This is a genomic window from Micromonospora pallida, from assembly GCF_900090325.1.
GTDB lineage: Bacteria > Actinomycetota > Actinomycetes > Mycobacteriales > Micromonosporaceae > Micromonospora > Micromonospora pallida.
The window spans coordinates 5,840,313-5,863,709 of sequence record NZ_FMHW01000002.1 but is presented as its reverse complement, the minus strand read 5'-3'; the positions used below and the strand labels follow the sequence as shown (position 1 = coordinate 5,863,709).

Genomic DNA, 23,397 nt, shown 5'->3' with positions numbered 1-23,397 from the left:
CGTGTGTGCCGCAACCTCATCCAGTGGCCGCGGCGGTAACCGAACGCCAGCAGAACGCCAAGGAGGGCGACACGATGGGCATCGGCAGCAGCATCTTCCTCATCGCGCTGGGCGCGATCCTCGCATTCGCGGTTGACGCCAACCTGGGTTGGCTCAGCCTGAACACCGTCGGCTGGGTGCTGATGATCGCCGGCGTGGTCGGACTGATCATGACCGCCTACTTCTGGAACACTCGTCGCCGTACCGTCGTCGCGCCGCGCGAGCGCGTCGTCGAGGAGCACGTGGTGCCGACGCGGGACGACCGCGTGGTCCAGGAGTACCGCGAGGTGCGTCGCCCCGGTCACCAGGTCTGACAGCCGCTCACCCGGGGGCTTTGCGCACGGCGCGAAGCCCCCGGAGCACGTCCGCTTGGGTGGTTGCAGGGGACCCCTGCTCGGCAAAAAGTGGTAACAGGGGACCCCTGCTACCACCTCAGGCGAAGAGCGCGAAGTAGATCGCGACGTGGTGGCAGATGGCCGCGACCAACGTGCAGGCGTGGAAGAACTCGTGGTGCCCGAAGACGGTCGGCCACGGGTTGGGTCGGCGGAGCGCGTAGCAGACCGCGCCGACGCTGTAGATCGCCCCGCCGACGGCCAGCAGCACCAGGGCGGTCACCCCGCCCCGGTGGAGGATGTCCGGGAGGATGGCCACGGAGACCCAGCCGAGCGCCAGGTAGAGCGGGGCGGAGACCCAGCGTGGCGCGTGCGGCCAGACCACCTTCAGCGCCACCCCACCCAGCGCCCCACCCCAGACCAGGGCGAGCATGATCGCCGCTGCACGGTCGCCGAGCAGCAGCAGACAGAACGGCGTGTACGTGCCGGCGATGAACACGAAGATCATCGAGTGGTCCATCCGGCGCATGACCTGGTAGCCCCGCTTCGACCAGACCCGCCGGTGGTAGAGCGCGCTGGTGCCGAAGAGTCCGCACACGGTGACGCTGTAGACCAGGCAGCTCAACAGCGGAGCCCACCCCGGACGGGTGGCCGCGATCGAGCAGAGGACGACGCCGCAGACCACGGCCACGAAGAACGCGTACGTGTGCAACCAGCCGCGCATCCGTGGCTTGCCGATGTCGACCGGCCGGAGCCGTACCTTCGTCGAGGTGGTCACGACCTCAGGTTACGGCACCGTAGGTTACTTCTAGGTAGTGCAGTTCGTCACGCCACGCCGAAGCATGCGTGAACACCCCCTCGTCGGCCAGGATGACCGCATGCGGATCCGCCCCGTCGGCGCGCACGCGCTGCTGCTCGACTGCGCCGAGCCCGACCCCGACCTCGACCCCGACGCAGGCGCGGAGCCCGAGCCTGGCACTCACGCAGGCTCCGAGCCCGAGCCCGAGCCTGGCACCGGCGCAGGTGCCGAGCCCGAACCCGGCACCTGTGCAGGCTCCGGCGCCGGGACGGACCCGGCCGGACAGGTCGAGGCGTGGCGGGCCGAACTGTGGCGACGCCGGGAAGCCGGTGAGCTGACCGCCGTCGAGATCGTGCCGGCCGCCACCACCGTCCTGCTCGACGGCGTACCCGACCCGGCGGCGACCGCCGCCCGGATCGCCGGCTGGACCCCACGCCCCACCGCCACCACCGGCAGCATCCGGACCGTCGAGGTGCCCGTCACGTACGACGGGGCAGACCTGCCCCGCGTCGCCGACCACTGGGGCGTGGACGTGCCGGAGGTGGTCCGCCGGCTCACCGGCACCCTGTTCCGGGTCGCCTTCTGCGGCTTCGCGCCCGGGTTCGCGTACCTCACCGGACTGCCGACGGCCTGGGCGGTGCCCCGCCTGCCCACGCCCCGACCCCGGGTGCCCGCCGGCTCGGTGGCCCTCGCCGGCCCGTACGCCGGCATCTACCCCACCGCCTCGCCCGGCGGGTGGCTGCTGGTCGGCCGGACCGACCTGCCCCTGTTCGACGTACGCGCCGACCCGCCCGCCACCCTCACTCCGGGCAGCCGGGTGCGGCTGGTGGCGGCATGATCGAGGTGCTCCGCGCCGGAGCGCTCACCACCGTTCAGGACCAGGGTCGGCCGGGCTGGGCGCACCTCGGCGTACCCCGGTCGGGAGCCCTTGACGCGGCGGCGCTGCGCCTGGCCAACCGGCTGGTCGGCAACCCGGAGTCCGCCGCCGGCCTGGAGATCACCCTCACCGGTTGCGTCCTGCGGTTCCAGCACGCGGGCACGGTCGCGGTCACCGGCGCGGAGGCCGACGTACGGGTCGGCCGGCGGCCGGCGGACCCCGGCCGCCCGCTGTCGCTGCCCGCCTCGACGGTGCTGACCATCGGCCCCGCCCGCCACGGGCTGCGCAGCTACCTCGCCGTCTCCGGCGGGATCGCGGTCGAACCGGTGCTCGGCAGCCGCGCCACCGACACGCTGTCCGGCCTCGGCCCACCCCCGGTACGCGACGGCGACCGACTGCCCCTCGGACCGGTCACCGGCCCACCCGCCCCGGTGGACTTCACCGCCCTGCCGGCACCCGCCACCGAAGTACGGCTGACGCTGCGCCCCGGCCCCCGGCAGGACTGGTTCACCCCCGCCGCCCGGCACCGGCTGCTGCGCACCCCGTACCGGGTCAGTCCGGTGAGCGACCGGATCGGTGCGCGACTGGTCGGCGCGCCCCTGCCCCGCGCGGTGGCCGGCGAACTGCCCAGCGAGGGAATCGTGCTCGGCGCGGTGCAGGTGCCGGCGGACGGCCAACCGTTGATCTTTCTCGCCGACCATCCCACCACCGGGGGATACCCGGTCATCGGGGTGGTGGACGACGTGACCCCGCTCGCCCAGGCCCGACCGGGGACTACCGTCAGGTTCCATGGACCTCAACGCTGACCTCGGAGAGGGCTTCGGCATCTGGCGGCTCGGCGACGACGAGGCGCTGCTGGAGCTCGTCACCTCCGCCAACGTCGCCTGCGGCTTCCACGGCGGCGACCCGTCCACCATGCGCCGGGTCTGCGCCGCCGCCGCCGAGCGGGGGGTCGCGATCGGTGCCCAGGTCGGCTACCGGGACCTCGCCGGCTTCGGTCGCCGGCACATCGCGTACGCCTTCGAGGAGCTACGCGACGAGATCATGTACCAGCTCGGCGCGCTCGAGGCGTTCTGCCGGCCGTTCCGGACCCGGGTCCGCTACCTCAAGCCGCACGGCGCGCTCTACCACGCCGCCGCGACGGAGGAGGCGCAGGCCGCCGCGGTGGTCGCCGCGGTCGGCGACTACGACCCCGAGCTGCCGGTGCTCTGCCCGTCCGGTTCGGTACTCGCCCAGCTCGCCACCGGAGCCGGGCTGCGGGTGGTGGCCGAGGGTTTCGCCGACCGGGGCTACCTCGCCACCGGTGCCCTGGTGCCCCGCTCCGCCCCCGGCGCCCTGGTCACCGACCCGCAGGAGATCGCCGACCGGGCCGTCCGGATGGCCGTCGAGCGGACCGTGACCACCGTCGACGGCAGCACCGTGCCCTGCCCGGTCGAGTCGATCTGCCTGCACGGCGACACTCCCGGCGCGGTGCGCGCGGCAGCCCTGGTGCGCGCCACGCTCCTCGACGCCGGAGTGTCGCTCCAGCCGTTCGCCCCCTGAGTGTCGAACCGGTCCGAGCGGCTACGCGTCGAACCGGTCCGAGCGGCTAGGCGTCCAAACCGGTTTCCTGTGGGAGCGGCTACGCGTCCAAGCCGCGCAGGACCAGCGGGAGCCGGGCCGCCGCGCCGCCGACCACGCGTACCGGGACACCCCAGTCCTGCCGGGTCAGGTGGCAGGCCCCGTGCTCGTCGTCCGCGTCGCAGGTGGCGGCCTGAGCGGTCACCTGGAGCACGCCCCCGGCCAGCTCACCGTTGACCACCAGCCGACGGGACAGGTCCGTGCCGTTGCCGGCACCCGACAGCAGCAGCTCCGGCGGGGACGCCGACACCACCAGCCGGGTCGACGGGCCGAACGTCTCGTCCATCTTCTGGCCGGGTGGCGGCGTGAAGATCACGTCCAGGGTGACCTCGCCCGGGGCGAGGTCGGAGGGCGGACGCTCCGTCCGGTGCCGGGGACCGTTCACCGTGCTCGCCCCGACCGCGGAGAGCGCACCCGGGGCCAGCCGGGTCACCCGGTGCGCCGCCGACTCGACCACCAGGACGTCCCCGGCCGGGGTCAGCACCACGTCGCTCGGCTCGGCGAGCCCGTCGGCGACCGTCGACACCATCCGGGTCGTCGGGTCGAAGCGGCGGACCGCCCCGTTGTACGTGTCGGCGACCAGCACCGAGCCGTCGGGCAGCGCGCAGACGCCCAGCGGGTGCTGGAGCAGCGCCTGCTCGGCCGGGCCGTCGACGTGCCCGAAGTCGAAGAGCCCCTGCCCGACCGCCGTGCCCAGGACGCCGTTCTCGACGTACCGGACGGCGCTGGTCTCGCTGTCGGCCACCCAGAGCCGCCGACCGTCCGCCGAGACGGAGAGCCCGGAGGGCTGCGCCATCCACGCCTCGGCCAGCAGACCGTCCCGCAACGCCTCGACCGTGGTGCCCGCGTACATGCCGGCGGTCCGCTTGATCGGGTCGAACCACCAGAGCTGGTGGATGCCGGCCATCGCGACGATGATTTTGTCGTCGTACCAGGCGAGGTCCCAGGGGGAGGAGAGGTCGACGGAACGGGCGTCGTGCGCGTGGTCGTCGACCGTGGAGCGCCACTGCCGGCCGGTGCCGGCGACGGTGACCACCTCACCGCTGTCGAGGCGTACGCCGCGCAGCAGATGGTTGACGGTGTCCGCGACCACCAGGTCGTACCCGGCGACCTCGGCGACGTGCGCGGGCAGCAGGCAGAGGCCCTGCGGCTCGGAGAAGGTGGCGGTGCCGGCCGGTCCGTCCGCGCTGCCCCGCACACCGGTGCCGATCCGGCGGACGACCGTCTCGCCGTCGGGGGCCAGCTCCACCAGCGAGTGCCGGGCCGAGTCCGAGACCAGCAGGTTCCCGCCGTCGAGCACCACGGCCTTGCCGGGAAAACGCAGGGTCGTCTCGGGTTCCGCCGGCGGCACGTACGGCCCGTCGCCCCGGTGCAGCGTGCCCTTGGCCTCGTGTACGCCGATCAGCTCGTCGATCAGCCGGGCCAGTCCGTCGGCGTGCCCCTCGCCGGCCATGGTGGCGACCACGTACCCCTCGGGGTCGACCACCGCGAGGGTCGGCCACGCCTTCGCCGCGTACTGCTGCCACATGTCCAGTTCGGGATCGTCCAGGACGGGGTGGTGCACCCCGTACCGCTCGACCGCCGCCGCCAGGGCGTCCGGGTCCTTCTCGTGCTCGAACTTCGGCGAGTGCACGCCGACGACGACCAGCACGTCGCCGTACTTCTCCTCCAGCGGACGCAGCTCGTCCAGCACGTGCAGACAGTTGATGCAGCAGAAGGTCCAAAAATCTAACAAGACGCAGCGACCTCGGAGGTCCTGCAATGTCAGTTTTTGTCCACCTGTGTTGAGCCACTGTCGGCCTCGCAACTCAGGGGCACGTACGCGCGGTGTCGTTCCCATATCTGTCAGCCTGCCATGCCAGCACGGAGCGAACGGGTGCCGTGATCCGGACGACACTCGGCCCGGCAGGCCGGTGAACTACCTTCGTCGGGCTTGCTCGCGACCGGGAAGCGGGTGGCGTGTGTTGCGAAAGGGCGGCTCGCGTACTGGTGGGCCGAAAGATGGCCCGGGGTACCCACCGGTCGGGCGGGCCCTCTACCGCCCGCCGTACCGGTCGAGGCTCATAGACGTCCGCTTTGCGCGGGCGTCTGAGCCGTCCGAAGCACAGCGGCTCGCCGAGATCGCTGCCCAAGAGGTCCTCGGCTGGCCGGATCACTCCGGCGGTCGAGGGCTTCTCCATGCCCAACGTCGGCAACCTGTCGATTCCCTGCGGGTCGCCAAGGGATGCGGGTTGCACAAGGAGTTCATCTCGAACCTCGACATGAATCTGCACAAGATGTTTGCCAACGAGCTAATCAATCACCGCCACTACTCGTGTGAGTGGGTCGTGGCGCGCTCCCCGAGGTGCCGGACAGGTGGATGGACGAGCTGACCGGCAAGAGCTTCGCGGACGCGCCTGGGAGCGGGACCCCGACGGACGCAACGGCCTGTTGCGGACGGCGGGCGTTCAGGTCCTCGTGACGCGCGAGCCTCGGCGGCGGGGGACGCCTGCGGACGTCCGCTTCGAGATGGGCGTCTTCGCCGGCCCCGAGGCGCACCGGCTTGCCGAGGTCGCGGCCGAGGAGTCCAGTTAGGTCAGTTGGTGTGCTGTCCTTACCCCTCGCTCCCAGAAAAGCCTGGGGTGGGGCGTTTTGCTTGCGCCCTGGACCCTGACGCCTGAGGTTCGGGGTGGGCGGAATCTGGCCTCAGAGCGGCCTGGTGGGCCGAACCAACGTCGGACGAGGGGAGGCACTACAGTCCGAAGAATGCAGGAGATGGTGCAACCCCAGGTCAAGCTCGTCGCGTGGACCCACTTCGAGGCACCCGACGACGTGCCGTGGTCGACCGACGCCGACGGCGGCCAAGCTGAAGGCTGAAACGCCGACGGCACCCGCGCCAACGGGTGCCGTCGTGAAGCGCACTCGCGCCAACGAGTGCTTGCAACCAGACGTCCAACCTCTGCCAAGAAGTAGGAGCTACTTGCATGCCCACTGTACGACGCTCTCGAAGCCCACGTAAGAAGGCCCCTGGAAGCGGCGACATGTCGCCTCGAGGACTCGCGCTGCTGGTAGCAGCCGGTTTCGCTGGCTACCTCACCCTCGAACACCCGCAGGTCGGAACGCCGGTCCTCGTCGCGGTGGGCGTTCTCACGGTGCTGAACCAGCTCGTGCGGCGGGACCGGGAGCAAGACTAGGAGTAGCCACGACTGAAGCCCTTGGCTACCGGATCACTTCGGCGGTCGGGGGCTTCTCCATGCCAACGTCGGCAACCTGTCGATTCCCCTACGGGTCCCGAGGGACACGGGTTGCGCACGGAGTCGAGGCGAAGCGGCTCCCGAGATCCTTCGACGTGGTGGTGGGCAGTCCGCCGTTCATGACCTATCGGGGCGGCCGAGGAAGCGTCGTAGGCGTGTAAAACGCCAATAGGCCCCGCACCGGAGATGATCCGGTGCGGGGCCTATTTGTTGGGCTACTTCAAGAGGGCGACGATGGCGGCCAGGGCGGCAACGGCAGCAAGGACCATGTTTGACCACGCGAGGCGGTAGGCACGCCGGGCGAGCCGGTCCGATGCTTCGATCGCTCGACGGCGCTCGCGGCGGTCCAACTCGTCCACGTAGTAGGCCGTGCCGACGACGGTATGACGGGCATGGCGGTCATGTTCCGCGATGAGTTCTTCATCGGTGGCGGCGCGAAGGTCTTCGATTTTCCTAACCACGCCTACACGTTAGGACAGTCGTGCGACTACTCGCGGCGGGCGCCGGGCCGAGGCCACCCCTCGGCGGCGGCCGTGGCGAGCCACGCGGGGAGCGCGTCGGCGAGCGTGTAGCGCGTCCACGCGAGGACGGCTCGGCGCTCCTCGGGTGTCTTGGCCCGGTTGCGGGCGACGTCGTAAACGGCCTCGCGTAGCTCCCACGCTAGGCGGTGGTGGCCGTCGTCGGCGTAGGCGGCGAGGAGGCGCTCGCGTAGGGCGCGGAAGCCGGGACCGTTGTCGGCCGGGTGGAAGGCGCGTCTGATCGGGACGGCGCGTAGGCCGAGGGCGCGGGGCGACCGGCATCGCAGGCGGGCTGGTGGGCCGGCGACGGCGGCCGGTGGTGCTGACGTGTACCGGTGAAGCCTCACGGGCTCTCCTTCAGCTATAGAGGCGAGGTTGCCTCAGCGAGGCAGAATTTAGAGATGCGTTTCAAACGGCCTCGCGGTCTGGATCTGGTCGTCGTCCTCGCAACGCTGGCGAGTGTCGCCATACTGCTCGCCGCACTCCCGTTCACGTCAGATGGGCTCGGCGCCTGGGGTGCAGGCGTGTTGGTCAACATTGGCGCGTCTGTACTTCTGGTAGTTCCGGTCTACGTGCTAAACAGGCGCTTGGATAACCGAATAGAGCGCGCCCAGGACGAGACTCGCAGCAGTGTCAATGCTTTGGCTGATCGCGTGTCCGGATTCGAGAAAGATGTCGAACGCCGCTTGGAAGACGTTGCCAAATCGGTAAGTGCCCGTCTCGCTGAGGAGCGAGAGCAGGACAGGGTGGCCTTCGATGGTCTTCTCGAAGGGGCATCCCGTAAGACTTTCGAGGATGCTCTTCGACGCGCCCACGATCTCGGCCTTATCCAGGCGAAGCGCGGGCCGCGCGTTTGCGTCTCCAGAGCTTGGGATCTGTACGTTCGTGTCGACTTTGACGATGAAAATGTGGTGAGGACGAACGGCGGGTGGGGGATCGGAAAGGGTGAACTGATCGAGTTCGTTGTAGAGCGATTGAACGGGAAAGTCCTTGAGGTCGTGCCCTGGCCCGCTGGCGAGGACCTTCGCGAGGTCATGGTCCGAGTCGGACGAGCCTTGGAGAGAGGTGGCTCAGGCGCAGAGTTTGACGTGCGTAAGTTGTTCCAGGGTTACAGGGAAGCCCTTGCGGTGGCTGGCTCACACCCGAGTCGACGGCCCGTGTGGGAGGTCTGCCCTCCGCAGTGGGTGGTGACGCCCCAGGGGATAGCAGCGTATGGCGACGGGCCGCCCTTTGTGGCCCCCGTCGACGAGCTTCGGCCTGTTAACTCCCTGTACCACGTCCAGGAGATTCAACGCAATTTAGGGAACCAGGTTATTGACAAGAAATCTTACTTCGCCGCGAAGAAAGCCGCCCTTGCATTGATCGGCGATCGGCTTCCCTTTTAGTGCTGTCAGCACTGGCGGACCGGCTTATCGCTCAACCGTGACCTCTATGCCCGTACGGAGGGTGGGACGCTATGCCGCTTCGGTGGGGGAAGAGAGCGGGAGGGGGCCACCCCCCACCACTACCGCGAGTGCATGTCGCGCCGCGTTACGGATTGTCAAGGTGCTGATTTATTTCTATTGCTTGCTTGAGTGTGCAGGGGGTGGGGCGGGGGCGGCGGGTAGTGGACGCACGGCGTGTGTAGGTGGCTCGGGTCGTGGTGGTCGCCGCGTTTGGTGTGATCGGCTCAGACCCCGGTACCGCAGCGCTCGCCCGCGCGGGCCACACAGAGGCGGGTACTCACCCGGGCAGCGCGGCCATTGGGCCCAGGGCCCGCTGTGTTGGGGGGTGGGTCAGTCCGACCCCTCCCAGGTCATCGCGACCCCCGTCGGGTCGCGGAAGGCCCGCAGCCTGGTCAGGGAACGCCGGGCGGTACAGGTCTCGCAGAGGGCTTCCCAGCCGGTCGGGTCGGTGGCCGGGGCCTCGGGCCGATCGGACGGCGGTCTCGGTCAGCGCGCCGCACCCGACGCCGAGCATGGTCGCGGCGTGGCAGCGCCAACCGGCGGCGTTTAGGGCCCGGCGAGCGGCGAGGCGTTCGCGGGGATCGGGAGCGGGGCTGTCCACGGGGCGTTCCTTTCGCGACATGGGGCGGGTACGGAAGCGGCCCCCGGAGGTATCCCGGGGGCCGCAACGGTGGGTGTTAGTCGACCTGGCGTACCCGCTGGGCGACGTTGGCCGGATCGAAGTCGTACAGGCTCTGATCCGCCGGAGCCAGGCCAGAGCGCAAGGCCGGCTTGGGGCTTCCGGCTTCGCCTCCCGGGCGGCGTCGGCCGCGCCGTGCTCGGCGCGTTCGACCGCTAGGCGGCGGGCCTCCCGTTGGATCTCGGCCGGACCGTTTCCCGTGATCTGCGCGGCCAGTTCGTCAGACAGGCCGTAGCGGTGCGCCGCATCGGCGACCAGGTAGGCGCGATCCGCCCTGGGCTGGGCGGCCTTCGCCCGCGCGGCCTCCTGTGCGGTGGCCACGGCGCGGGCTACGCGCTCCCGGATATCGCCGTGCGCGGTCACTTGGCGGCCTCGCTGTTGAACGGGTCCCGGGCGATCAGCTCACCTGGAATGCCGGTCGCGATGGCTTCGACGTCCCTCCACGCGAGCGGGAGCCGGACCCCGAGCCCCGGACGGTTCTCCAGGTGGGCCTGCTGCACGGCCTTCCGGTGCGCGTCGAACGCACGCGCCTGCTCAGGAATCGTGTCGCTGCGCCGAGAGCGGAGACTGTCCAGCGAGAAAAGCAGTTGGGCTAGGCCCTCACCCTCTCGGTATGCCTGCTGAGCCTCGCGGAACCTCGCGGCCGAGGTCGCGGCCAGCGCCGGCACACGCGCAGCGATGATCGGGCGCAGACCTTCGTGGTTCGCGGGAATGGATGCCTCGTAGGCCCGAGCAGCGGCTACCGCACGGTTTTTCGCGGCCCGTACCCGTAGCTCCCCTTGGCGGGTCTGCTCATCGGTGACTTCCTGGCTGATCGGGGCCGGCGGCTTCTTCCCGTCCCGGATTGCGCGGGCGATTGCGGCTCGGTTGTCGTCAAGGGCGTCGCAACCCTGCCACGCCGACCCCGGAAACGGCCCTCGGGGCTCGCGAATGGTAACGATCGCAACGGCCGTGACGTCCTGGGTCACTCTGTCCGGCGGCGGGGCGGGCGAGCCCAGCGGACGAAGCGATCCAGCAGGTTCTCGGTGTGGGACAGGTCGGGTAGTGCCGCCGCCATGGTCACGCCGAGGTCGACCATCAGGCCGAGCCGGTCGTCCGCGTACAGGTCCAGAAGTAACAGTTTCGCGGGCTGGCACGGCCATGGCGCACCGCACGCCCGGCACCGCCACGGCGGGCGGGCGGCGATGTGGTCACGCCCCGGGCGGTACGCCTTCATCCGGCCCCACCCCTTTCGCGAGCATCCGGGCGTCCGGTGGCCGGTGTCGTGAAAGGCCCGATCGGACGGAGGGGCGGCCAGGGAATCGTCGGCGGGACTGGCTTGGGCACAGGCGTTGGCTTGGGCTTCGGCTTCTCCCTGGCGTGATGAGGGCGGCCAGGATCAGGCGGCGCGGCGAGTGGACCGGGTGGGGTCGGGTGCCGGCGGTCCGGGCAGCGCCGCCACGACGGCAACCCACACGAGCAGGCGAGCCGCCACCGGCGAAGTGCCGGACGGTGACGCGGGGCGAACGGAACCGGAGATTGCGATCGTGACATGTCTGTCACTCTGCGTCGCTTAACCCTAAGCTCGAAAGGCGTTCGGCCACGATGGAGAGTCCTCGGCGGACCTCCTTTCAGCTGCTGAGGGCACCTGAGGAAAACGCGGACGAGATTTGGGGAGGTCTGAGGACGTGAGCATGACAGCCGCGGAGATACTCCTGGACGAACTACGTCACGCGCGCACCTCGCGTGGCATGAGCCAGGACGACTTCGGGAGGACGATCAGCTACTCGGGTACGCACGTGAGCGCCGTCGAGACCGGCAGCCGTCCGCCCACGAGCGAGTACGTGGCGGCTGTCGACCGGGCGCTGAAGACGGGTGGCCTGTTCGCTCGTCTGCTCGACCGGTTGTCGGACCTCGACGCCGCTCCACTCTGGTTGCGCGAGTGGATCACGTTTGAACAGCAGGCGCGGGCCCTGCGGTGGTACGAGGTCGCGTGGGTTCCTGGCTTGCTTCAGACTGAGCCGTACGCGCGCGCTGTCTTCGGCAGCGACGGCAGACTGGGCGCCGAGGAGGTCGAGTCGCGGGTAGCGGCACGGCTGGCCAGACAGAAAATCCTCTCTGGCAATGACCCGCCGCAACTTACTGCGGTTCTGGACGAGGCCGTCCTACGCCGTCCGGTCGGTGGAGCAGCGGTCATGCGGGAGCAACTCTTTCATCTTGCTCGGGTCAGCCAGGACAGCCGGCGGGTGAGAATCCACGTCGTTCCATCGATGGCTGGCGCGTACGCTGGTCTCGATGGACCGTTTGTCATCGCGACTCTGCCGGGCCTGGTCGACGTCGGTTACCTGGACAACCGCCTCCAGGGTCAGGTGATCGAGCGGACCGCCGAGTTGGGGGCGCTCCGTGAACAGTGGGAAGCCACCCTCGCTGAGGCGCTCACCTGGCAACAGTCGACCGAGTTGATATTGGAAGTGGCGAAGTCATGGACCTGACCGGCGCGCGGTGGCGCAAGAGCACTCGTAGCGGCAGCAACCAGGGAGCCTGCGTGGAGGTTGCCGACAACCTGGCCGGCGTCGTGGGTGTGCGGGACAGCAAGGATCCGACAGGGCCCTTGCTCGTCTTCGCCCCGGCCGCGTGGCGCGCGTTCGTCGCCCAGATCGCCGAGCATGCCTGAGCCAGTTTGCGAGCTTTGGAGCGCCTGTCCTGAGTTGGACGGGCGCTAGCTAGAGCCGTCTCGTCGGGGTAGGCGCGTCCCTTGCATCGTGCATCCAGCCACGGCCCTCGACCTGTCGGCTATGGCTGTGGTGGCGAGGTTGGCCGATGATGTGGTTATGCGTTCGCGACGCTGGGTGATCATCGGGGCGGGTGGGGTAGTCGCCGCCGGGTTGGTGGCGTCAGCGGTGGCGTTCGGTTTGCAGGGGGTGGAGGTCGCCAGTTGGCTGGCAGGGGCCGCCAGCCTGGTGGTCGCGGTCAGCGCAGTCGTGCTGGCCCCCTCGGGAACCTCGGCATCCGGCCCGGGCGCGGTGGAGCCACCGGCCGGGCAGAAGTCGATCGTCGTGGGTGGTGACCTAACGGGGATCGCTTCGACGGGTGACAACGCGACGAACAGCCAGCACCGGTGAGCTGGTGGCGTCGACGCGGGCGAGCGACGCCCGCGCACGCTGATCCCGCGATGCCAGCGCCGGCAAGTGATTCCGCGGTGCAGGTCGGGTCGGGTGCGATCACGGCCGGCAGTATCTCTGGTATCGCGTCGACGGGTGATCATGCGACCAACACCCAGCACGTCACAGTGTTGCCTGCGGAGGCATTGGTTGCGCCGGATGAGGTACCGGCCCCGGCCGGGCTGATGAATCTGCCGGTACGCCTGCGGCTGTTCGTGGGTCGTGAAGGTGCGCTGGGCTGGCTGGAAACAGCGGTGCAGGATCCGGGTGTGGTGGTCGTGCAGGCGGTCCACGGGCTCGGTGGTATCGGCAAGAGCACCCTGATCGCCCAGTGGGCGGCCACGCACCGCGACGACCACCGGCCGATCTGGTGGATTACTGCTGACAGTCCCACCGCCCTCGACGCCGGACTGGCCGCCCTCACGGTCGCACTGCAACCAGGTCTCGGTGCGGCCCTGCCGTCACCGGCCCTGCGTGAGTGGGCCGTGCGCTGGCTGGCCTGCCATGACGGGTGGCTGCTGATCCTCGACAACGTCACCGACCCCGGCCACATCACCGACCTGCTGGGCCGGCTGCCCCAAGGGCGGATTCTGGTGACCAGCCGCCGCGCCACCGGCTGGCCAGACATCGTGACCCCGCTTCGCTTGGACGTTCTCGAACCGCAGCAGGCGGTCGAGCTGCTGACCGGGATCGTGTCCCGTGCTGGTGCCGCCATCGACTCGGCGGACGCCGCTGCCGTGTGTGCCGAGTTGGGCTGTCTACCGCTGGCGGTGGAACAGGCCGGTGCCTATATGGCTGAAACCGGTGTCACCGCCGGTGACTATCTACGGCTCCTCGCCGGGCATCCCGCCCAGATGTACAGCGACGGTGGGGAAGGTTGGATCGCTGAACGGACGATTGCCCGGGTCTGGCAGGTCACCCTCGATGCCCTCGCCGACGACCCCCTGCCCGGACGGCTGCTGCGGACCTTGGCCTGGTACGCCCCGGAAGCCATCCCACGCGGCCTGTGGCACCAAATCAGCGGCGACCATGGGGAACCGGCGTTGGTTCGCGCGGTGGGCCGCCTGGCCGCCTACAACATGCTCACCGTCGATCGCACCACTCAGGCTGTCACGGTGCACCGGCTTGTCCAGGCCGTCGCCCGTACCCCCGACCCCGACGACACGCACCGCCAACCTGACGAAATCACCATCGCCCGTACCACGGCCGCCACGGCCCTGACCGCCGCGCTACCCGGGGACTGGCGCGACCCCGCCAGCTGGCCGGTATGGCGCACTCTGGCACCCCACATTGACGCGCTCGCCACCCACACCAGACCACATGTCACCGATACCGACCGCGTCGCTTTGGTGTACCTGCTCAACCAGGCCAGCCTGTTCCTCAACGAGCAGGGAAACCTTCCCCAAGCCATCGCCTACCTCGAGCAGACCCTTGCCAACTGTCGGCGGGCGCTCAGCGACGACCACCCGGACACGTTGGCCTCGGCGAACAACCTTGCCAGCGCCTACCGGTCGATGGGAGACCTGGGACGGGCGGTTCCGCTGTTCGAGCAGACTCTCACCGAGCGGCGTCGAGTGCTTGGTAATGACCATCCGGATACGTTGGCCTCGGTGAACAACCTCGCCAGCGCCTGCCAGGCGGTGGGGGATCTGGGGCGGGCGATTTCGCTTTTCGAGCAGGCCCTCGTCGACTGTCGGCGGGTACTTGGCAATGACCACCCACAGACGTTGACCTTGGTGAACAACCTCGCCGACGCCTACCAGGCGGCCGGGAACCTGGGGCGGGCGGTTCCGCTGTTCGAGCAGGCCCTCGTCGATTGTCGGCGGGTGCTTGGTAATGACCATCCGGATACGTTGGCCTCGGTGAACAACCTCGCTTACGTCTACGAATCGGTTGGTGATCTGGGGCGGGCGGTTCCGCTGTTCGAGCAGGCCCTCGTTGACTGTCGGCGGGTGCTCGGCGACGACCATCCGGATACCTTGGCCTCGGTGAACAACCTCGCCAGCGCCTACCAGGCGGTTGGGGATCTGCGGCGGGCGGTTCCGCTGTACGAGCAGGCTCTCACCGATCGGCGGCGGGTGCTCGGCAACGACCACCCACAGACGTTTACCTCGGTGAACAACCTTGCTTACGCCTACCGGTCGATGGGAGATCTGGGGCGGGCGATTTCGCTGTTCGAGCAGGCCCTCGTCGATTGTCGGCGGGTGCTTGGCAATGACCACCCACAGACGTTGATTCTGGTGAACAATCTCGCCGGTGCCTACCAGTCGGCTGGGGACCCGGGGCGGGCGGTTCCGCTGTTCGAGCAGGCGCTCGTCGACTGTCGGCAATTGCTTGGTAATGATCATCCGGTCACGTTGGCCTCGGCGAACAGCCTCGCCAGCGCCTACGAATCGGTTGGTGATCTGCGGCGGGCGGTTCCACTGCACGAGCAGGCTCTCACCGATCGGCGGCGGGTGCTCGGCAACGACCATCCGGACACGTTGGCCTCGGCGAACGACCTTGCCGGCGCCTACCGGTCGATGGGGGATCTGGGGCGGGCGGTTCCGCTGTACGAGCAGACTCTCGCCGGCTGCCGGCGGGTGCTCGGCGACGACCGCCCCGGCACGTTGGCCTTGGTGAACAACCTTGCCGGCGCCTACCGGTCGATGGGGGATCTGGGGCGGGCGGTTCCGCTGTACGAGCAGGCCCTTGCCGGCTGCCGGCGGGTGCTCGGCGACGACCATCCGGACACGTTGGCCATGGTGAACAACCTTGCCGGCGCCTACTGGTCGGTTGGGGATCTGGAGCGGGCGGTTCCGCTGTTCGAGCAGAACCTCACTGCCTGCCGGCGGGTACTCGGCAACGACCACCCGATGACACGGGCCGCCTACGGCAACCTGCAAGCTGCCAGGGAAGGCGACGAGAGTGGCGGGGCGGGGTCTGACGGCCGGCTCCCCTGATGGTGGGAGCCCGGTGACTCCGGGCTTCCGCCGGCCGGCGAAGCAACGTGCGGCGGACCAGGCGGTCCGCCGCACGTTCCGTTCGTTCGGTTGTCAGCCGGCCGTGGCCGGGGCCAGGCAGAGCACCCGGGTGGCGGAGTTGCCGGGGAGTTCCACGCGGGGCTGGGCCGGGTCGGTGCACTTCGCCTTGTCGTCGACCTTCGAGACGACCTTGAACGCGTCCTGTTCGTCGCAGTTGGCGGCCACCGCACCCTCGCCGGACTGCTTGACGCAGGAGCCGACGGCCGGGTTGAAGGCGGGCGCCTCCGAGCCGCCGAGCTTGCCGAGCGCCCAGAGCGAGCCGAGCGGGACGACCAGGATGAGCACGGCCGCAGCGAGCACGGCCATCAGCACCCGCCCGTTCCGGACCTTCGGGGTCGGCTGCTCGGCCGGCTTGCTCTCGGTCGCCTCCGGCTTGAAGGCGTCGAACCGGTTCTGGTCGCCGTGAGCCTGGTCGCCCAGGTCCCAGAGCGGACGCTCCGGCTGGTCACCCGGGGTCGGGAAGGCCGCCGGGAAGCCCCGGGTGGCGTCCGGCCCACCGTGGCCCGGGTCGTGGCCCATGGCACCGGGACTGACCGGTGCCGCTGGGCTGCCGTACCGGTCGCCGGCGTGCGGCTCGCCGTGCGGCTTCGTGCCGTTGACCGGGCGCTGGTTGGTCACCGGGTCGTTGAACGTGGGCACTCCGGGCGGGAAGGGGTGCAGCGCCGGATGCGGGACCGGCGGCGCGGACCCGGCGCTGGCCGGCACGTCGCCGAAGCCCGGCTGGTCGCGCTCGTCGAACCGGGCACCCGGCCCGTTGTCGAACCGTCCCGGACCGTCGAAGCGGTCCCCCGGGCCACCGTCGAACCGATCGCCGGGTCCACGGTCGAAGCGGTCCCCCGGACCACCGTCGAAGCGGTCCCCCGGGCCACCGTCGAAACGGTCGTCCAGGCCACCGTCGAACCGGGGCTCGGGCCTGCTGTCGAACCGACCGGGTCCGCCGTCGAACCGGGACTCGGGCTCGTCGTCGAACCGGCCACCGGCCCCGCCGTCCGGACCGAACCGGTGCGGCTCCTGCTGGCCACCGTGGTCGGCCTGCTCCGGACCATCGGCGGGCCGGGCCGGTCGGCCGTAGACCCGGGGCTGCGGGGTCGGCATGGCGGGCGGGTGCACGGCCTGGTCGGTCGGGGGCATCACCCGGCTGGAGACCGGTACGGAAGCGCTGGCCGAGATGCTGCCGCCGGCCTCGCCTCCGGCGGCCTCGGGTGAGTTACGCGGGTGCGGGATGCCAGGGCCGCCGGCCTCGGCTGCTCCCCACGGGCTGCCCTGGGCGTCGTGTCCGCCGTCGTGCCCGGCCTGCTCGCCGTACGGCGGCTGGTCGCCGGGCGCGGCGAACGGTGCCGGTGGCGCGAAGTCGGCGGGGGCGAAGCGGCCAGGCTGGCACCGGGAACCCGGGCCTCCTGCGGGGGCAGCGGTACCGAGTTGGCGGGCGAGATGCCCGGCCCCGGGGTCGGCTGGTACGGCGACGGACCGTCCGCGCGTCCCGGCTCCCAGCCGGCGGCAGCGGGCTCGGCCTGGGCCGGGTCGGACCCCACCTTGCCCCACACCTCGTCGGCCGACCAGGGCTCCCCTTCCGGCACGACCGGCCGGGGCGGAACGACGTCGTCACTGGGCCGTCCGGTGCCGGCACCCCAGGCCGGGACGTCCGCGCGGCCCACCGAGGCGGTGGCGCGGGCCGGTGGCGCGGGCGGCTCGGCCGGCGGCCACGCCTCGGCCGGTCGGGACTGGTCGCCGGGCGTGTCCCAGCCGGACTGCTGCGGCTCCGCCTGCTGCGGCATGGACGCGGCTCCCCAGGCGGCGGCCGGCGGCGGCTCGTCGGCCGGCCCCCACGGCGCGGGCTGCTGGCCACCCGGCTGCGGCGCGGGGGCTGCGCCCCAGGCGCCCGGCGCCTGGTCGCCCTGGGGACGGACGGATGCCGCGCCCCGAGCCGCCGGGGACTGCTCGCCCTGCTGCGGACCGGCGGCCCGGCCCCAGTCGCCCGGCTGCGGGTGGTCGTCCTGCGGACCCCAGCCGGCCGGCTGCTCGCCCTGCGAGTTCCACGTCGCCGCGGACTGCGGCTGGTCGTTCTGCCCCAGGGGGCGGGCGGCGCCTGCTCGTTCTGGTTGTTCCAGGTGGCGGGGGCCTGCTCGCCGGGCGGACCCCAGGGCGCGGGCTGCTGCGGGCCCCGGGCCGGCGGCTGCTCGCCCGGTGCCGGCCACGACTGCTGCGGGGCACCCGGAGTCGGCCAGTTCTGCGGGGCGGACTCGCCGGGCGGACCCCAGCCGGGCTGCCCGCCGCCCTGCTGCGGAGACTCGCTCTGACCCCAGGCCGGCGGCTGCGGCACCGGAGCGGCAGCGGCCCACGCGGTGGTCGGCTGCTGCTGGTCGGCCTGCGGGTTCCAGGCGCCCGGCTGCGGCTGTCCGGCCGGACCGCCCCACGGCTGTCCGTTCCCGGCCGGCGGCCCCCACTGGCCGGGCTGGGGCTCGCCGGGGGCCTTCCAGCCCACCGTGGGGGGTGCCTCGCCCGGTGCGCTCCAGGCCGGGGCGGGGGAGTTCGGTCGTGCGGCCGGCGGTGGCGGTGCCCAGCCCAGGTCGGGGGCGGCTGGGCCGTACCCGTGATCCTGCTGCGCTGACCGGTCGCTGTACGGCGCCGATCCACCGGCGCCCGGCGACACCTGGTCCGGCTCCTGGCCGGGGTGGTGCGGGCCCTCGGACGTCATGGCTGCGCCTCCTCCATCACATGTCGGCCGCCGACGCCGATCGGGTGCCGTCGGCTTGGTTGCCGGCGTAGCCGGCTCGCCGGCCGTGCCGCGCTCTCCGCACCGTATCGGGTGGCCGCCCGGGGGCGGTCGGGGAGCGTCGGCCGTCACTCCGTGTTGCCGTACGGTGTCGAGCGGTTTCTATCCGCCCGGCTCCCCGCGGCAGGGGCGAGAACGGCCGTGCCCCACCGTACCGGGCGGCCGCACAGGGGTGGAATCCCGGTGTCGACGGGGTCCGATAGCCGACGACCCGCCCGGGGTGCCCGGGCGGGTCGTTGGTCTGGAGGAGGTTGGAGAACCGATGCGTCAGCGGAGGTTCATGTGACGCTGGGCAATGGCGATGAGCTCGTCGCGCACCGCGGGGGAGTTGGCGGAACGCAGCGCGTGCTCGATGGCGCGGGCGCGGCGGTTGGCGTCGCGGCGGTTGCGGATTCGCTCGATCATGCTCATGGGTCTCTCCTCCTGGCTTATTCGGTTGTCAGCCCGTCGTGTCTCTATTGAAGCGCATCTTCGATGCGATCGCCAACGATTATTAGGTGAGCTGGGACACCGACCGAACGATCGAAGGTGGACGGAGGATTGAGCCGAGGTTTCTTGTGGTCATACGGTGACGGCCGGTGTGCCGGGAGTAACCCCGGCGCACCGGCCGTCGTGCTGGTGGACGGGTCAGGTCCAGGCGAGCAGCGCCGCCTCCGGGTCGGTCAGGAAGTCACCGATGTCCCGCAGGAACTTCGAACCGAGTTCACCGTCGATGATCCGGTGGTCGAAGGAGAGGCCCAGCGTGGTCACCTGCCGCGGCTTGACCTTGCCCTTGTGCACCCAGGGCATCTCCCGGACCGCGCCGAACGCCAGGATGGCCGACTCGCCCGGGGGCAGGATCGGCGTACCGGTGTCCACACCGAAAACACCGACGTTGGTGATGGTCAGCGTGCCGGCGGACATGTCGGCCGGGGAGGTCTTCCCCGCCTTCGCCGTCTGCACCAGGGCGGTCATCGCGTCGGCCAGTTCCCGCAGCGAGAGCCGGCCGGCGTCCTTGATGTTCGGCACGATCAGGCCGCGTTCGGTGGCCGCCGCGATGCCCAGGTTGACGTACTCCTTGACCACGATCTCGTCGCCGGCCCAGGTCGAGTTGACCATCGGGTGCCGCTGCACCGCCAGCAGCACCGCCTTCGCGACCAGCAGCAGCGGAGAGACACGGACGCCCTGCCACTCCCGCCGGGCACGGAGCCGGTCCAACGCCTTCGTCGCCCGCGTCATGTCCACGGTCAGGAACTCGGTGACGTGTGGGGCGGTGAACGCCGACGCGGACATGTTCTCGGCAGTGAGCTTGCGTACGCCCTTGACCGGGATCCGCCGCTCGCGGTCCGGACCGAAAGCCGCCGTCGTGGTCGTCGGGGCGGTGGCGACGGTCGCCGTCGCGGGCCCGTCCGCCGCCCGCTGGACGTCCTCCCGGGTGATCGAGCCGAGCGGACCCGACCCGGTCAGCGCGGTGAGGTCGACCCCGAGGTCCCGGGCGAACTTGCGTACCGGCGGCTTGGCCAGCACCAGTCCACCGGTCGTCGGCCGGCTGTTGGTGGCCGGAGCGGTGGGGGGCGCGGCGGGCACCGTCGGCGTGGCGGTCACGGGTGCGGCCGGCGCTGTCGCGGCGGCGGGGGGTGCGGCCGGTGCCGCCGGGGCGGCGGCCACGGGCGCGGGCTGGGTCGGGGTGGCCTGTGCCGGTACCGGGCCGGTCGCCTTACGCGGGCGGCGCTTGGCGACCGTGCTGCGCGGCCCGTAGCCGACCAGTACGGCGGTCCGGCCGCCCGGGGCCGGGCCGCCGATCAGACCGGGCTCGACCGCGCCCTCGCTCGGGGCCACGTCCACCGCCGCCAGCGCGGCGGCCGACGGGGTGGGCGTGGGCTCCTCCGCCAACGGTCCGGCCCCCGGGTCGGTGTCGATCGCGATGATCGGCGTACCGACCTCGACCGTGGAACCCTCCGGGTGGAAGATCGACTTCACCTGTCCGGCCCACTTCGCCGGGATCTCCACCGCCGCCTTGGCCGTCTCGACCTCGACGATCGGCTGGTTCAGCTCGATGGTGTCGCCCACCTTGACCAGCCAGGCCAGGATCTCGCCCTCGGTCAGCCCCTCGCCCAGGTCGGGCAGGTTGAACTCCTTGATCCGCGACATGCCGCTCACCAGCCGAAGGTGCGGTCGACGCCGTCGAGCACCCGGTCGAGGTCGGGCAGGTACTCCTCCTCGACCCGGGCCGCCGGGTAGGGGGTGTCGTAGCCGGTCACCCGCAGCACCGGGGACTCCAGGGAGTAGAAGCACTCCTCGGTGACCCGGGCCGCGATCTCCGCGCCCAGGCCCAGGTTGCCCGGGGCCTCGTGCACCACCACGCAGCGACCGGTGCGCCGTACCGACTCGTACACGGGCGCGAGGTCCAGCGGGGAGAGCGTGCGCAGGTCGACGACCTCCAGCTCCCGGCCGTCCTCGGCGGCGGCGGTCGCCGCGTCCAGGCAGGTCCGCACCATCGGCCCGTACGCCAGCACGGTGACGTCCGTGCCGGGCCGGACCACCCGGGCCGCGTGCAGCGGGTACGCCTCCGACAGCGGGGCGTCCACGTTTACTGGACCCTTCTCCCAGTAGCGTCGCTTCGGCTCGAGGAAGACGACCGGGTCGTCCGAGGCGATGGCCTGCTGGATCATCACGTACGCGTCCTGCGGGTTCCCGCAGGAGACGACCTTGAGCCCGGCGGTGTGCGCGAAGTACGCCTCGGGCGACTCCGAGTGGTGCTCCACCGCGCCGATGCCGCCGCCGTACGGGATGCGGATCACCATCGGGATGTTGAGCTTGCCGCGCGAGCGGTAGTGCATCTTCGCCACCTGCGACACGATCTGGTCGTAGGCCGGGTAGACGAAGCCGTCGAACTGGATCTCGCAGACCGGCCGGTAGCCCCGGATGGCCAGGCCGACCGCGGTGCCGATGATCCCCGACTCGGCCAGCGGCGTGTCGATCACGCGCTGGTCGCCGAAGTCCTTCTGGAGCCCGTCGGTGATCCGGAAGACGCCGCCGAGCTTGCCGACGTCCTCGCCCATGACGACGACCTTGGAATCCTGCTCCATGGCCCTGCGCAGACCGGTGTTGAGCGCCTTGCCGAGGGTGAGCGTCTCCGTGGCCATCAGTGCGCGCTCCCCTCGAACGAAGCCTGGTACTTCGCGAACTGCGCCCGCTGCTCGTCGAGCTCCGGGGACCCGTTGGGGTAGACGTGGTCGAACATCGTCACCGGCTCCGGGTCGGGCATGGCCAGCACCCGCTCCCGCAGGTGCACCGACTCCCGGCGGGCAGCCTCGTCGACCTCGGCGAAGAAGTCGGCGTCGACGATCTGCTGCTTCTCCAGGAACGCCTTCATCCGGGCGATCGGGTCCTTCGCCTGCCACGCCTCGACCTCGCTGGCGATGCGGTAGCGGGTCGGGTCGTCGGAGGTGGTGTGCGCGCCCATCCGGTAGGTGTACGCCTCGATCAGGCTCGGGCCCTGCCCGTTCCGGGCGTTGTCCAGCGCGTGTCGGGTCACCGCGTACGAGGCGAGCACGTCGTTGCCGTCCACCCGTACGCCCGGAAAGCCGAAGCCGGCGGCGCGGCGGTAGAGCGGCACGCGGGTCTGCCGCTCCAGCGGCTGGGAGATCGCGTACTGGTTGTTCTGGCAGAAGAACACGAGCGGGGCGTTGAACACGCTGGACCAGACGAACGCCTCGTTCACGTCGCCCTGGCTGGTCGCGCCGTCACCGAAGTAGGCGATCACCGCCTCGCCGTCGTCGCCGCCGGTCTTGCCGTCCATGGCGACGCCCATGGCGTACCCGGTCGCGTGCAGGGTCTGCGCCCCGATCACGATCGTGTACATGTTGAACTTGAACTCGTTCGGGTCCCAACCGCCCTGGTCGACACCGCGGAAGAGGCCGAGCGGCATGATCGGGTCGATGCCCCGGCAGTAGAGGACACCGTGCTCCCGGTAGGTCGGGAAGGCCATGTCCTGCGGGCGCAGCGCCCGTCCGGAACCGACCTGGGCCGCCTCCTGGCCGAGCAGGCTCGCCCAGAGGCCCAGCTCGCCCTGCCGCTGCAACGCGGTCGCCTCGGCGTCCAGCTTCCGCACTAGCACCAGGTCCCGGTAGAGGCCGCGGTACTCCTCGTCGGTGAAGTCGACGCGGTACTCGACGCCGTCCGGGCCGGTGACGCTCTCGATCCGCTCACCCTCCGGGGTGAGTAGCTGCACCAGCTCCGGGTCGGTGCCCTTCGCCGCAGCCCGCTTGGATCTGGGTGCTGCCCGTCTGCTGCGGGTGGTGACCCCGGGGTCGCCCTTTGCCATCCGTCTCTCCCTGTTGTGTCTGCGCCGGCACCGGGGATTGCCCGGCCGCGCAACTCGTGCGCCCGCCCGACAGGTGCCGGGGGGCTCCTGGCAGCCGCCCCTGGCCCCCTTGTGGGGGTTGCCGTGCGGCGTGAGCCGGATTCTGGCCGAACCCGGTTCGGGAGCGCCGGCCACCGGCCGGGCCCTCGCGGGTGTACGAGAGCCACGGCTGCGCCGCCGTCGTGGGTCCATATTCGCAGAGGGAGGTGAGCGGGCCCACACTATGCCCGCCTCGATCGACATTGACCTGTCGGATTGCCGATCTGGTGGTGGTCGCCACCCGCCCTCGACGAAAGGGTGTGTCGACACGCGGTGTGGAGTGGCGGACGGAGCGTGACTGGTCCAGGCTGAATCGAGGGAGAGATGGCCGCCTGGGGGCGGCTCGTCCGGATTGTCACACCACTCGACGGGGAGGGGCGGCCACGGTGTCCGAGAGCGACGGTCCCAGTCCTCCGCCGTTCGGCCGGCACCGCGCCGGCGCGGACGCCAACCGGCGCCGCGCCGCTACGGACGCTGACCGGCACCGCGCCGGCGCGGACGCCTACCGGCGGGTTGTCGGCGCGCACCGGGCCCC

General features: G+C 70.9%; 22 protein-coding genes and 1 pseudogene. 12 read left to right on the top strand and 11 right to left on the bottom strand.

Translation table 11 applies throughout. The annotated features are described in order from the left end of the window. Positions 1-74 precede the first annotated feature (74 nt). Positions 75-353, top strand: coding sequence for a DUF6458 family protein (locus GA0074692_RS24600; protein WP_091654033.1), 279 nt, complete (start codon positions 75-77; stop codon positions 351-353). Positions 354-471: 118 nt separating this feature from the next. Here the strand turns inward: GA0074692_RS24600 and trhA are convergent, their stop codons facing one another. Continuing rightward, the gene (trhA, locus tag GA0074692_RS24595) at positions 472-1,149 is read right to left on the bottom strand and encodes a PAQR family membrane homeostasis protein TrhA (RefSeq protein ID WP_091648022.1); all 678 of its coding nucleotides are present in this window, start codon (positions 1,147-1,149) and stop codon (positions 472-474) included. 100 nt (positions 1,150-1,249) lie between these two features. Between trhA and GA0074692_RS24590 the strand changes: the two genes are divergently transcribed. From GA0074692_RS24590 to GA0074692_RS24580, 3 genes are read left to right on the top strand one after another with little or no spacing between them, the layout of a single operon-like run. Beyond that, a complete protein-coding gene (locus GA0074692_RS24590; protein ID WP_091648019.1) occupies positions 1,250-2,008 on the top strand; it encodes a 5-oxoprolinase subunit B family protein in 759 nt (252 codons plus the stop codon). Continuing rightward, complete coding sequence (locus GA0074692_RS24585; RefSeq protein ID WP_091648016.1) at positions 2,005-2,853, top strand: 5-oxoprolinase subunit C family protein; 849 nt, start codon at positions 2,005-2,007, stop codon at positions 2,851-2,853. Before GA0074692_RS24590 ends, GA0074692_RS24585 begins: the two co-directional genes overlap by 4 nt. Then, complete coding sequence (locus GA0074692_RS24580) at positions 2,837-3,589, top strand: LamB/YcsF family protein (protein WP_091648013.1); 753 nt, start codon at positions 2,837-2,839, stop codon at positions 3,587-3,589. Before GA0074692_RS24585 ends, GA0074692_RS24580 begins: the two co-directional genes overlap by 17 nt. Before the next feature lie 79 nt (positions 3,590-3,668). Here GA0074692_RS24580 and GA0074692_RS24575 read toward each other — a convergent pair whose 3' ends face one another. After that, positions 3,669-5,507: an NHL domain-containing thioredoxin family protein gene (locus GA0074692_RS24575; protein ID WP_091648011.1), complete on the bottom strand. Its 1,839-nt coding sequence runs from the start codon at positions 5,505-5,507 to the stop codon at positions 3,669-3,671. Between the two features lie 515 nt (positions 5,508-6,022). Between GA0074692_RS24575 and GA0074692_RS34225 the strand changes: the two genes are divergently transcribed. From GA0074692_RS34225 to GA0074692_RS34965, 3 genes and pseudogenes are all read left to right on the top strand, one after another. After that, positions 6,023-6,241, top strand: coding sequence for a hypothetical protein (locus GA0074692_RS34225; RefSeq protein ID WP_141725399.1), 219 nt, complete (start codon positions 6,023-6,025; stop codon positions 6,239-6,241). Between the two features lie 180 nt (positions 6,242-6,421). Then, positions 6,422-6,514, top strand: a pseudogene (gene thyX, locus GA0074692_RS34220) (FAD-dependent thymidylate synthase); the annotation flags it as partial. A gap of 173 nt (positions 6,515-6,687) precedes the next feature. Continuing rightward, the gene (locus GA0074692_RS34965) at positions 6,688-6,840 is read left to right on the top strand and encodes a hypothetical protein (protein ID WP_176738566.1); all 153 of its coding nucleotides are present in this window, start codon (positions 6,688-6,690) and stop codon (positions 6,838-6,840) included. A gap of 275 nt (positions 6,841-7,115) precedes the next feature. Here the strand turns inward: GA0074692_RS34965 and GA0074692_RS24570 are convergent, their stop codons facing one another. Together GA0074692_RS24570 and GA0074692_RS24565 are read right to left on the bottom strand one after the other, a co-directional pair. Then, a complete protein-coding gene (locus GA0074692_RS24570; protein ID WP_091648009.1) occupies positions 7,116-7,361 on the bottom strand; it encodes a hypothetical protein in 246 nt (81 codons plus the stop codon). A 26-nt stretch (positions 7,362-7,387) separates the two neighbouring features. Next, entirely contained in the window at positions 7,388-7,765 is a 378-nt protein-coding gene (locus GA0074692_RS24565; protein WP_091648007.1) for a hypothetical protein, read from the bottom strand. Positions 7,766-7,819: 54 nt separating this feature from the next. Here GA0074692_RS24565 and GA0074692_RS34215 point away from each other — a divergent pair, with 54 nt between their 5' ends. Then, positions 7,820-8,803, top strand: coding sequence for a hypothetical protein (locus GA0074692_RS34215; RefSeq protein WP_141725398.1), 984 nt, complete (start codon positions 7,820-7,822; stop codon positions 8,801-8,803). A 1,098-nt stretch (positions 8,804-9,901) separates the two neighbouring features. On the opposite strand, the gene GA0074692_RS24555 is transcribed toward GA0074692_RS34215, so the two are convergent. Together GA0074692_RS24555 and GA0074692_RS24550 are read right to left on the bottom strand one after the other, a co-directional pair. Beyond that, on the bottom strand, positions 9,902-10,510 hold the full coding sequence (locus tag GA0074692_RS24555; protein ID WP_091648002.1) for a hypothetical protein: 609 nt from the start codon (positions 10,508-10,510) through the stop codon (positions 9,902-9,904). After that, the gene (locus tag GA0074692_RS24550) at positions 10,507-10,758 is read right to left on the bottom strand and encodes a flavin reductase (protein WP_176738565.1); all 252 of its coding nucleotides are present in this window, start codon (positions 10,756-10,758) and stop codon (positions 10,507-10,509) included. Before GA0074692_RS24550 ends, GA0074692_RS24555 begins: the two co-directional genes overlap by 4 nt. Positions 10,759-11,215: 457 nt before the next feature. Here GA0074692_RS24550 and GA0074692_RS24545 point away from each other — a divergent pair, with 457 nt between their 5' ends. From GA0074692_RS24545 to GA0074692_RS24530, 4 genes are all read left to right on the top strand, one after another. After that, a complete protein-coding gene (locus tag GA0074692_RS24545) occupies positions 11,216-12,013 on the top strand; it encodes a helix-turn-helix domain-containing protein (protein WP_091647999.1) in 798 nt (265 codons plus the stop codon). Continuing rightward, positions 12,004-12,195, top strand: a complete 192-nt coding sequence (locus GA0074692_RS24540) for a DUF397 domain-containing protein (RefSeq protein ID WP_091647996.1) — start codon at positions 12,004-12,006, stop codon at positions 12,193-12,195. Before GA0074692_RS24545 ends, GA0074692_RS24540 begins: the two co-directional genes overlap by 10 nt. 157 nt (positions 12,196-12,352) lie before the next feature. Continuing rightward, on the top strand, positions 12,353-12,643 hold the full coding sequence (locus tag GA0074692_RS24535) for a hypothetical protein (RefSeq protein WP_091654028.1): 291 nt from the start codon (positions 12,353-12,355) through the stop codon (positions 12,641-12,643). A 50-nt stretch (positions 12,644-12,693) separates the two neighbouring features. Beyond that, positions 12,694-15,624 carry a tetratricopeptide repeat protein gene (locus GA0074692_RS24530; RefSeq protein ID WP_091647994.1) on the top strand — a complete coding sequence of 977 codons (2,931 nt, stop codon included), beginning with the start codon at positions 12,694-12,696 and terminating at the stop codon, positions 15,622-15,624. A 93-nt stretch (positions 15,625-15,717) separates the two neighbouring features. Here the strand turns inward: GA0074692_RS24530 and GA0074692_RS24525 are convergent, their stop codons facing one another. The 5 genes from GA0074692_RS24525 to pdhA form a co-directional block, all read right to left on the bottom strand. Beyond that, positions 15,718-17,247: an LppU/SCO3897 family protein gene (locus GA0074692_RS24525; protein WP_141725397.1), complete on the bottom strand. Its 1,530-nt coding sequence runs from the start codon at positions 17,245-17,247 to the stop codon at positions 15,718-15,720. A 1,498-nt stretch (positions 17,248-18,745) separates the two neighbouring features. Further along, a complete protein-coding gene (locus GA0074692_RS34960) occupies positions 18,746-18,889 on the bottom strand; it encodes a hypothetical protein (RefSeq protein WP_176738564.1) in 144 nt (47 codons plus the stop codon). Positions 18,890-19,105: 216 nt separating this feature from the next. Continuing rightward, on the bottom strand, positions 19,106-20,608 hold the full coding sequence (locus tag GA0074692_RS24520; RefSeq protein ID WP_091647990.1) for a dihydrolipoamide acetyltransferase family protein: 1,503 nt from the start codon (positions 20,606-20,608) through the stop codon (positions 19,106-19,108). A 5-nt stretch (positions 20,609-20,613) separates the two neighbouring features. After that, positions 20,614-21,603 carry an alpha-ketoacid dehydrogenase subunit beta gene (locus tag GA0074692_RS24515; RefSeq protein ID WP_091647989.1) on the bottom strand — a complete coding sequence of 330 codons (990 nt, stop codon included), beginning with the start codon at positions 21,601-21,603 and terminating at the stop codon, positions 20,614-20,616. Next, positions 21,603-22,784: a pyruvate dehydrogenase (acetyl-transferring) E1 component subunit alpha gene (gene pdhA, locus GA0074692_RS24510; RefSeq protein ID WP_091647986.1), complete on the bottom strand. Its 1,182-nt coding sequence runs from the start codon at positions 22,782-22,784 to the stop codon at positions 21,603-21,605. Before pdhA ends, GA0074692_RS24515 begins: the two co-directional genes overlap by 1 nt. Positions 22,785-23,397 lie beyond the last annotated feature (613 nt).

What these genes read in the sequence shown, in the direction of transcription:
- GA0074692_RS24585 (WP_091648016.1), top strand. Translation starts at nt 2,005, where the DNA reads ATGATCGAGGTGCTCCGCGCCGGAGCGCTCACCACCGTTCAGGACCAG.
- GA0074692_RS24530 (WP_091647994.1), top strand. Translation starts at nt 12,694, where the DNA reads ATGCCAGCGCCGGCAAGTGATTCCGCGGTGCAGGTCGGGTCGGGTGCG.
- GA0074692_RS34960 (WP_176738564.1), bottom strand. Translation starts at nt 18,889, where the DNA reads ATGAGCATGATCGAGCGAATCCGCAACCGCCGCGACGCCAACCGCCGC.
- GA0074692_RS24550 (WP_176738565.1), bottom strand. Translation starts at nt 10,758, where the DNA reads ATGAAGGCGTACCGCCCGGGGCGTGACCACATCGCCGCCCGCCCGCCG.
- GA0074692_RS24600 (WP_091654033.1), top strand. Translation starts at nt 75, where the DNA reads ATGGGCATCGGCAGCAGCATCTTCCTCATCGCGCTGGGCGCGATCCTC.
- GA0074692_RS34965 (WP_176738566.1), top strand. Translation starts at nt 6,688, where the DNA reads ATGTCGCCTCGAGGACTCGCGCTGCTGGTAGCAGCCGGTTTCGCTGGC.
- pdhA (WP_091647986.1), bottom strand. Translation starts at nt 22,784, where the DNA reads ATGGCAAAGGGCGACCCCGGGGTCACCACCCGCAGCAGACGGGCAGCA.
- GA0074692_RS34215 (WP_141725398.1), top strand. Translation starts at nt 7,820, where the DNA reads ATGCGTTTCAAACGGCCTCGCGGTCTGGATCTGGTCGTCGTCCTCGCA.
- GA0074692_RS24540 (WP_091647996.1), top strand. Translation starts at nt 12,004, where the DNA reads ATGGACCTGACCGGCGCGCGGTGGCGCAAGAGCACTCGTAGCGGCAGC.
- GA0074692_RS24580 (WP_091648013.1), top strand. Translation starts at nt 2,837, where the DNA reads ATGGACCTCAACGCTGACCTCGGAGAGGGCTTCGGCATCTGGCGGCTC.
- GA0074692_RS24575 (WP_091648011.1), bottom strand. Translation starts at nt 5,507, where the DNA reads ATGGGAACGACACCGCGCGTACGTGCCCCTGAGTTGCGAGGCCGACAG.
- GA0074692_RS24515 (WP_091647989.1), bottom strand. Translation starts at nt 21,603, where the DNA reads ATGGCCACGGAGACGCTCACCCTCGGCAAGGCGCTCAACACCGGTCTG.
- GA0074692_RS24520 (WP_091647990.1), bottom strand. Translation starts at nt 20,608, where the DNA reads ATGTCGCGGATCAAGGAGTTCAACCTGCCCGACCTGGGCGAGGGGCTG.
- GA0074692_RS24535 (WP_091654028.1), top strand. Translation starts at nt 12,353, where the DNA reads ATGCGTTCGCGACGCTGGGTGATCATCGGGGCGGGTGGGGTAGTCGCC.
- GA0074692_RS24590 (WP_091648019.1), top strand. Translation starts at nt 1,250, where the DNA reads ATGCGGATCCGCCCCGTCGGCGCGCACGCGCTGCTGCTCGACTGCGCC.
- GA0074692_RS24545 (WP_091647999.1), top strand. Translation starts at nt 11,216, where the DNA reads ATGACAGCCGCGGAGATACTCCTGGACGAACTACGTCACGCGCGCACC.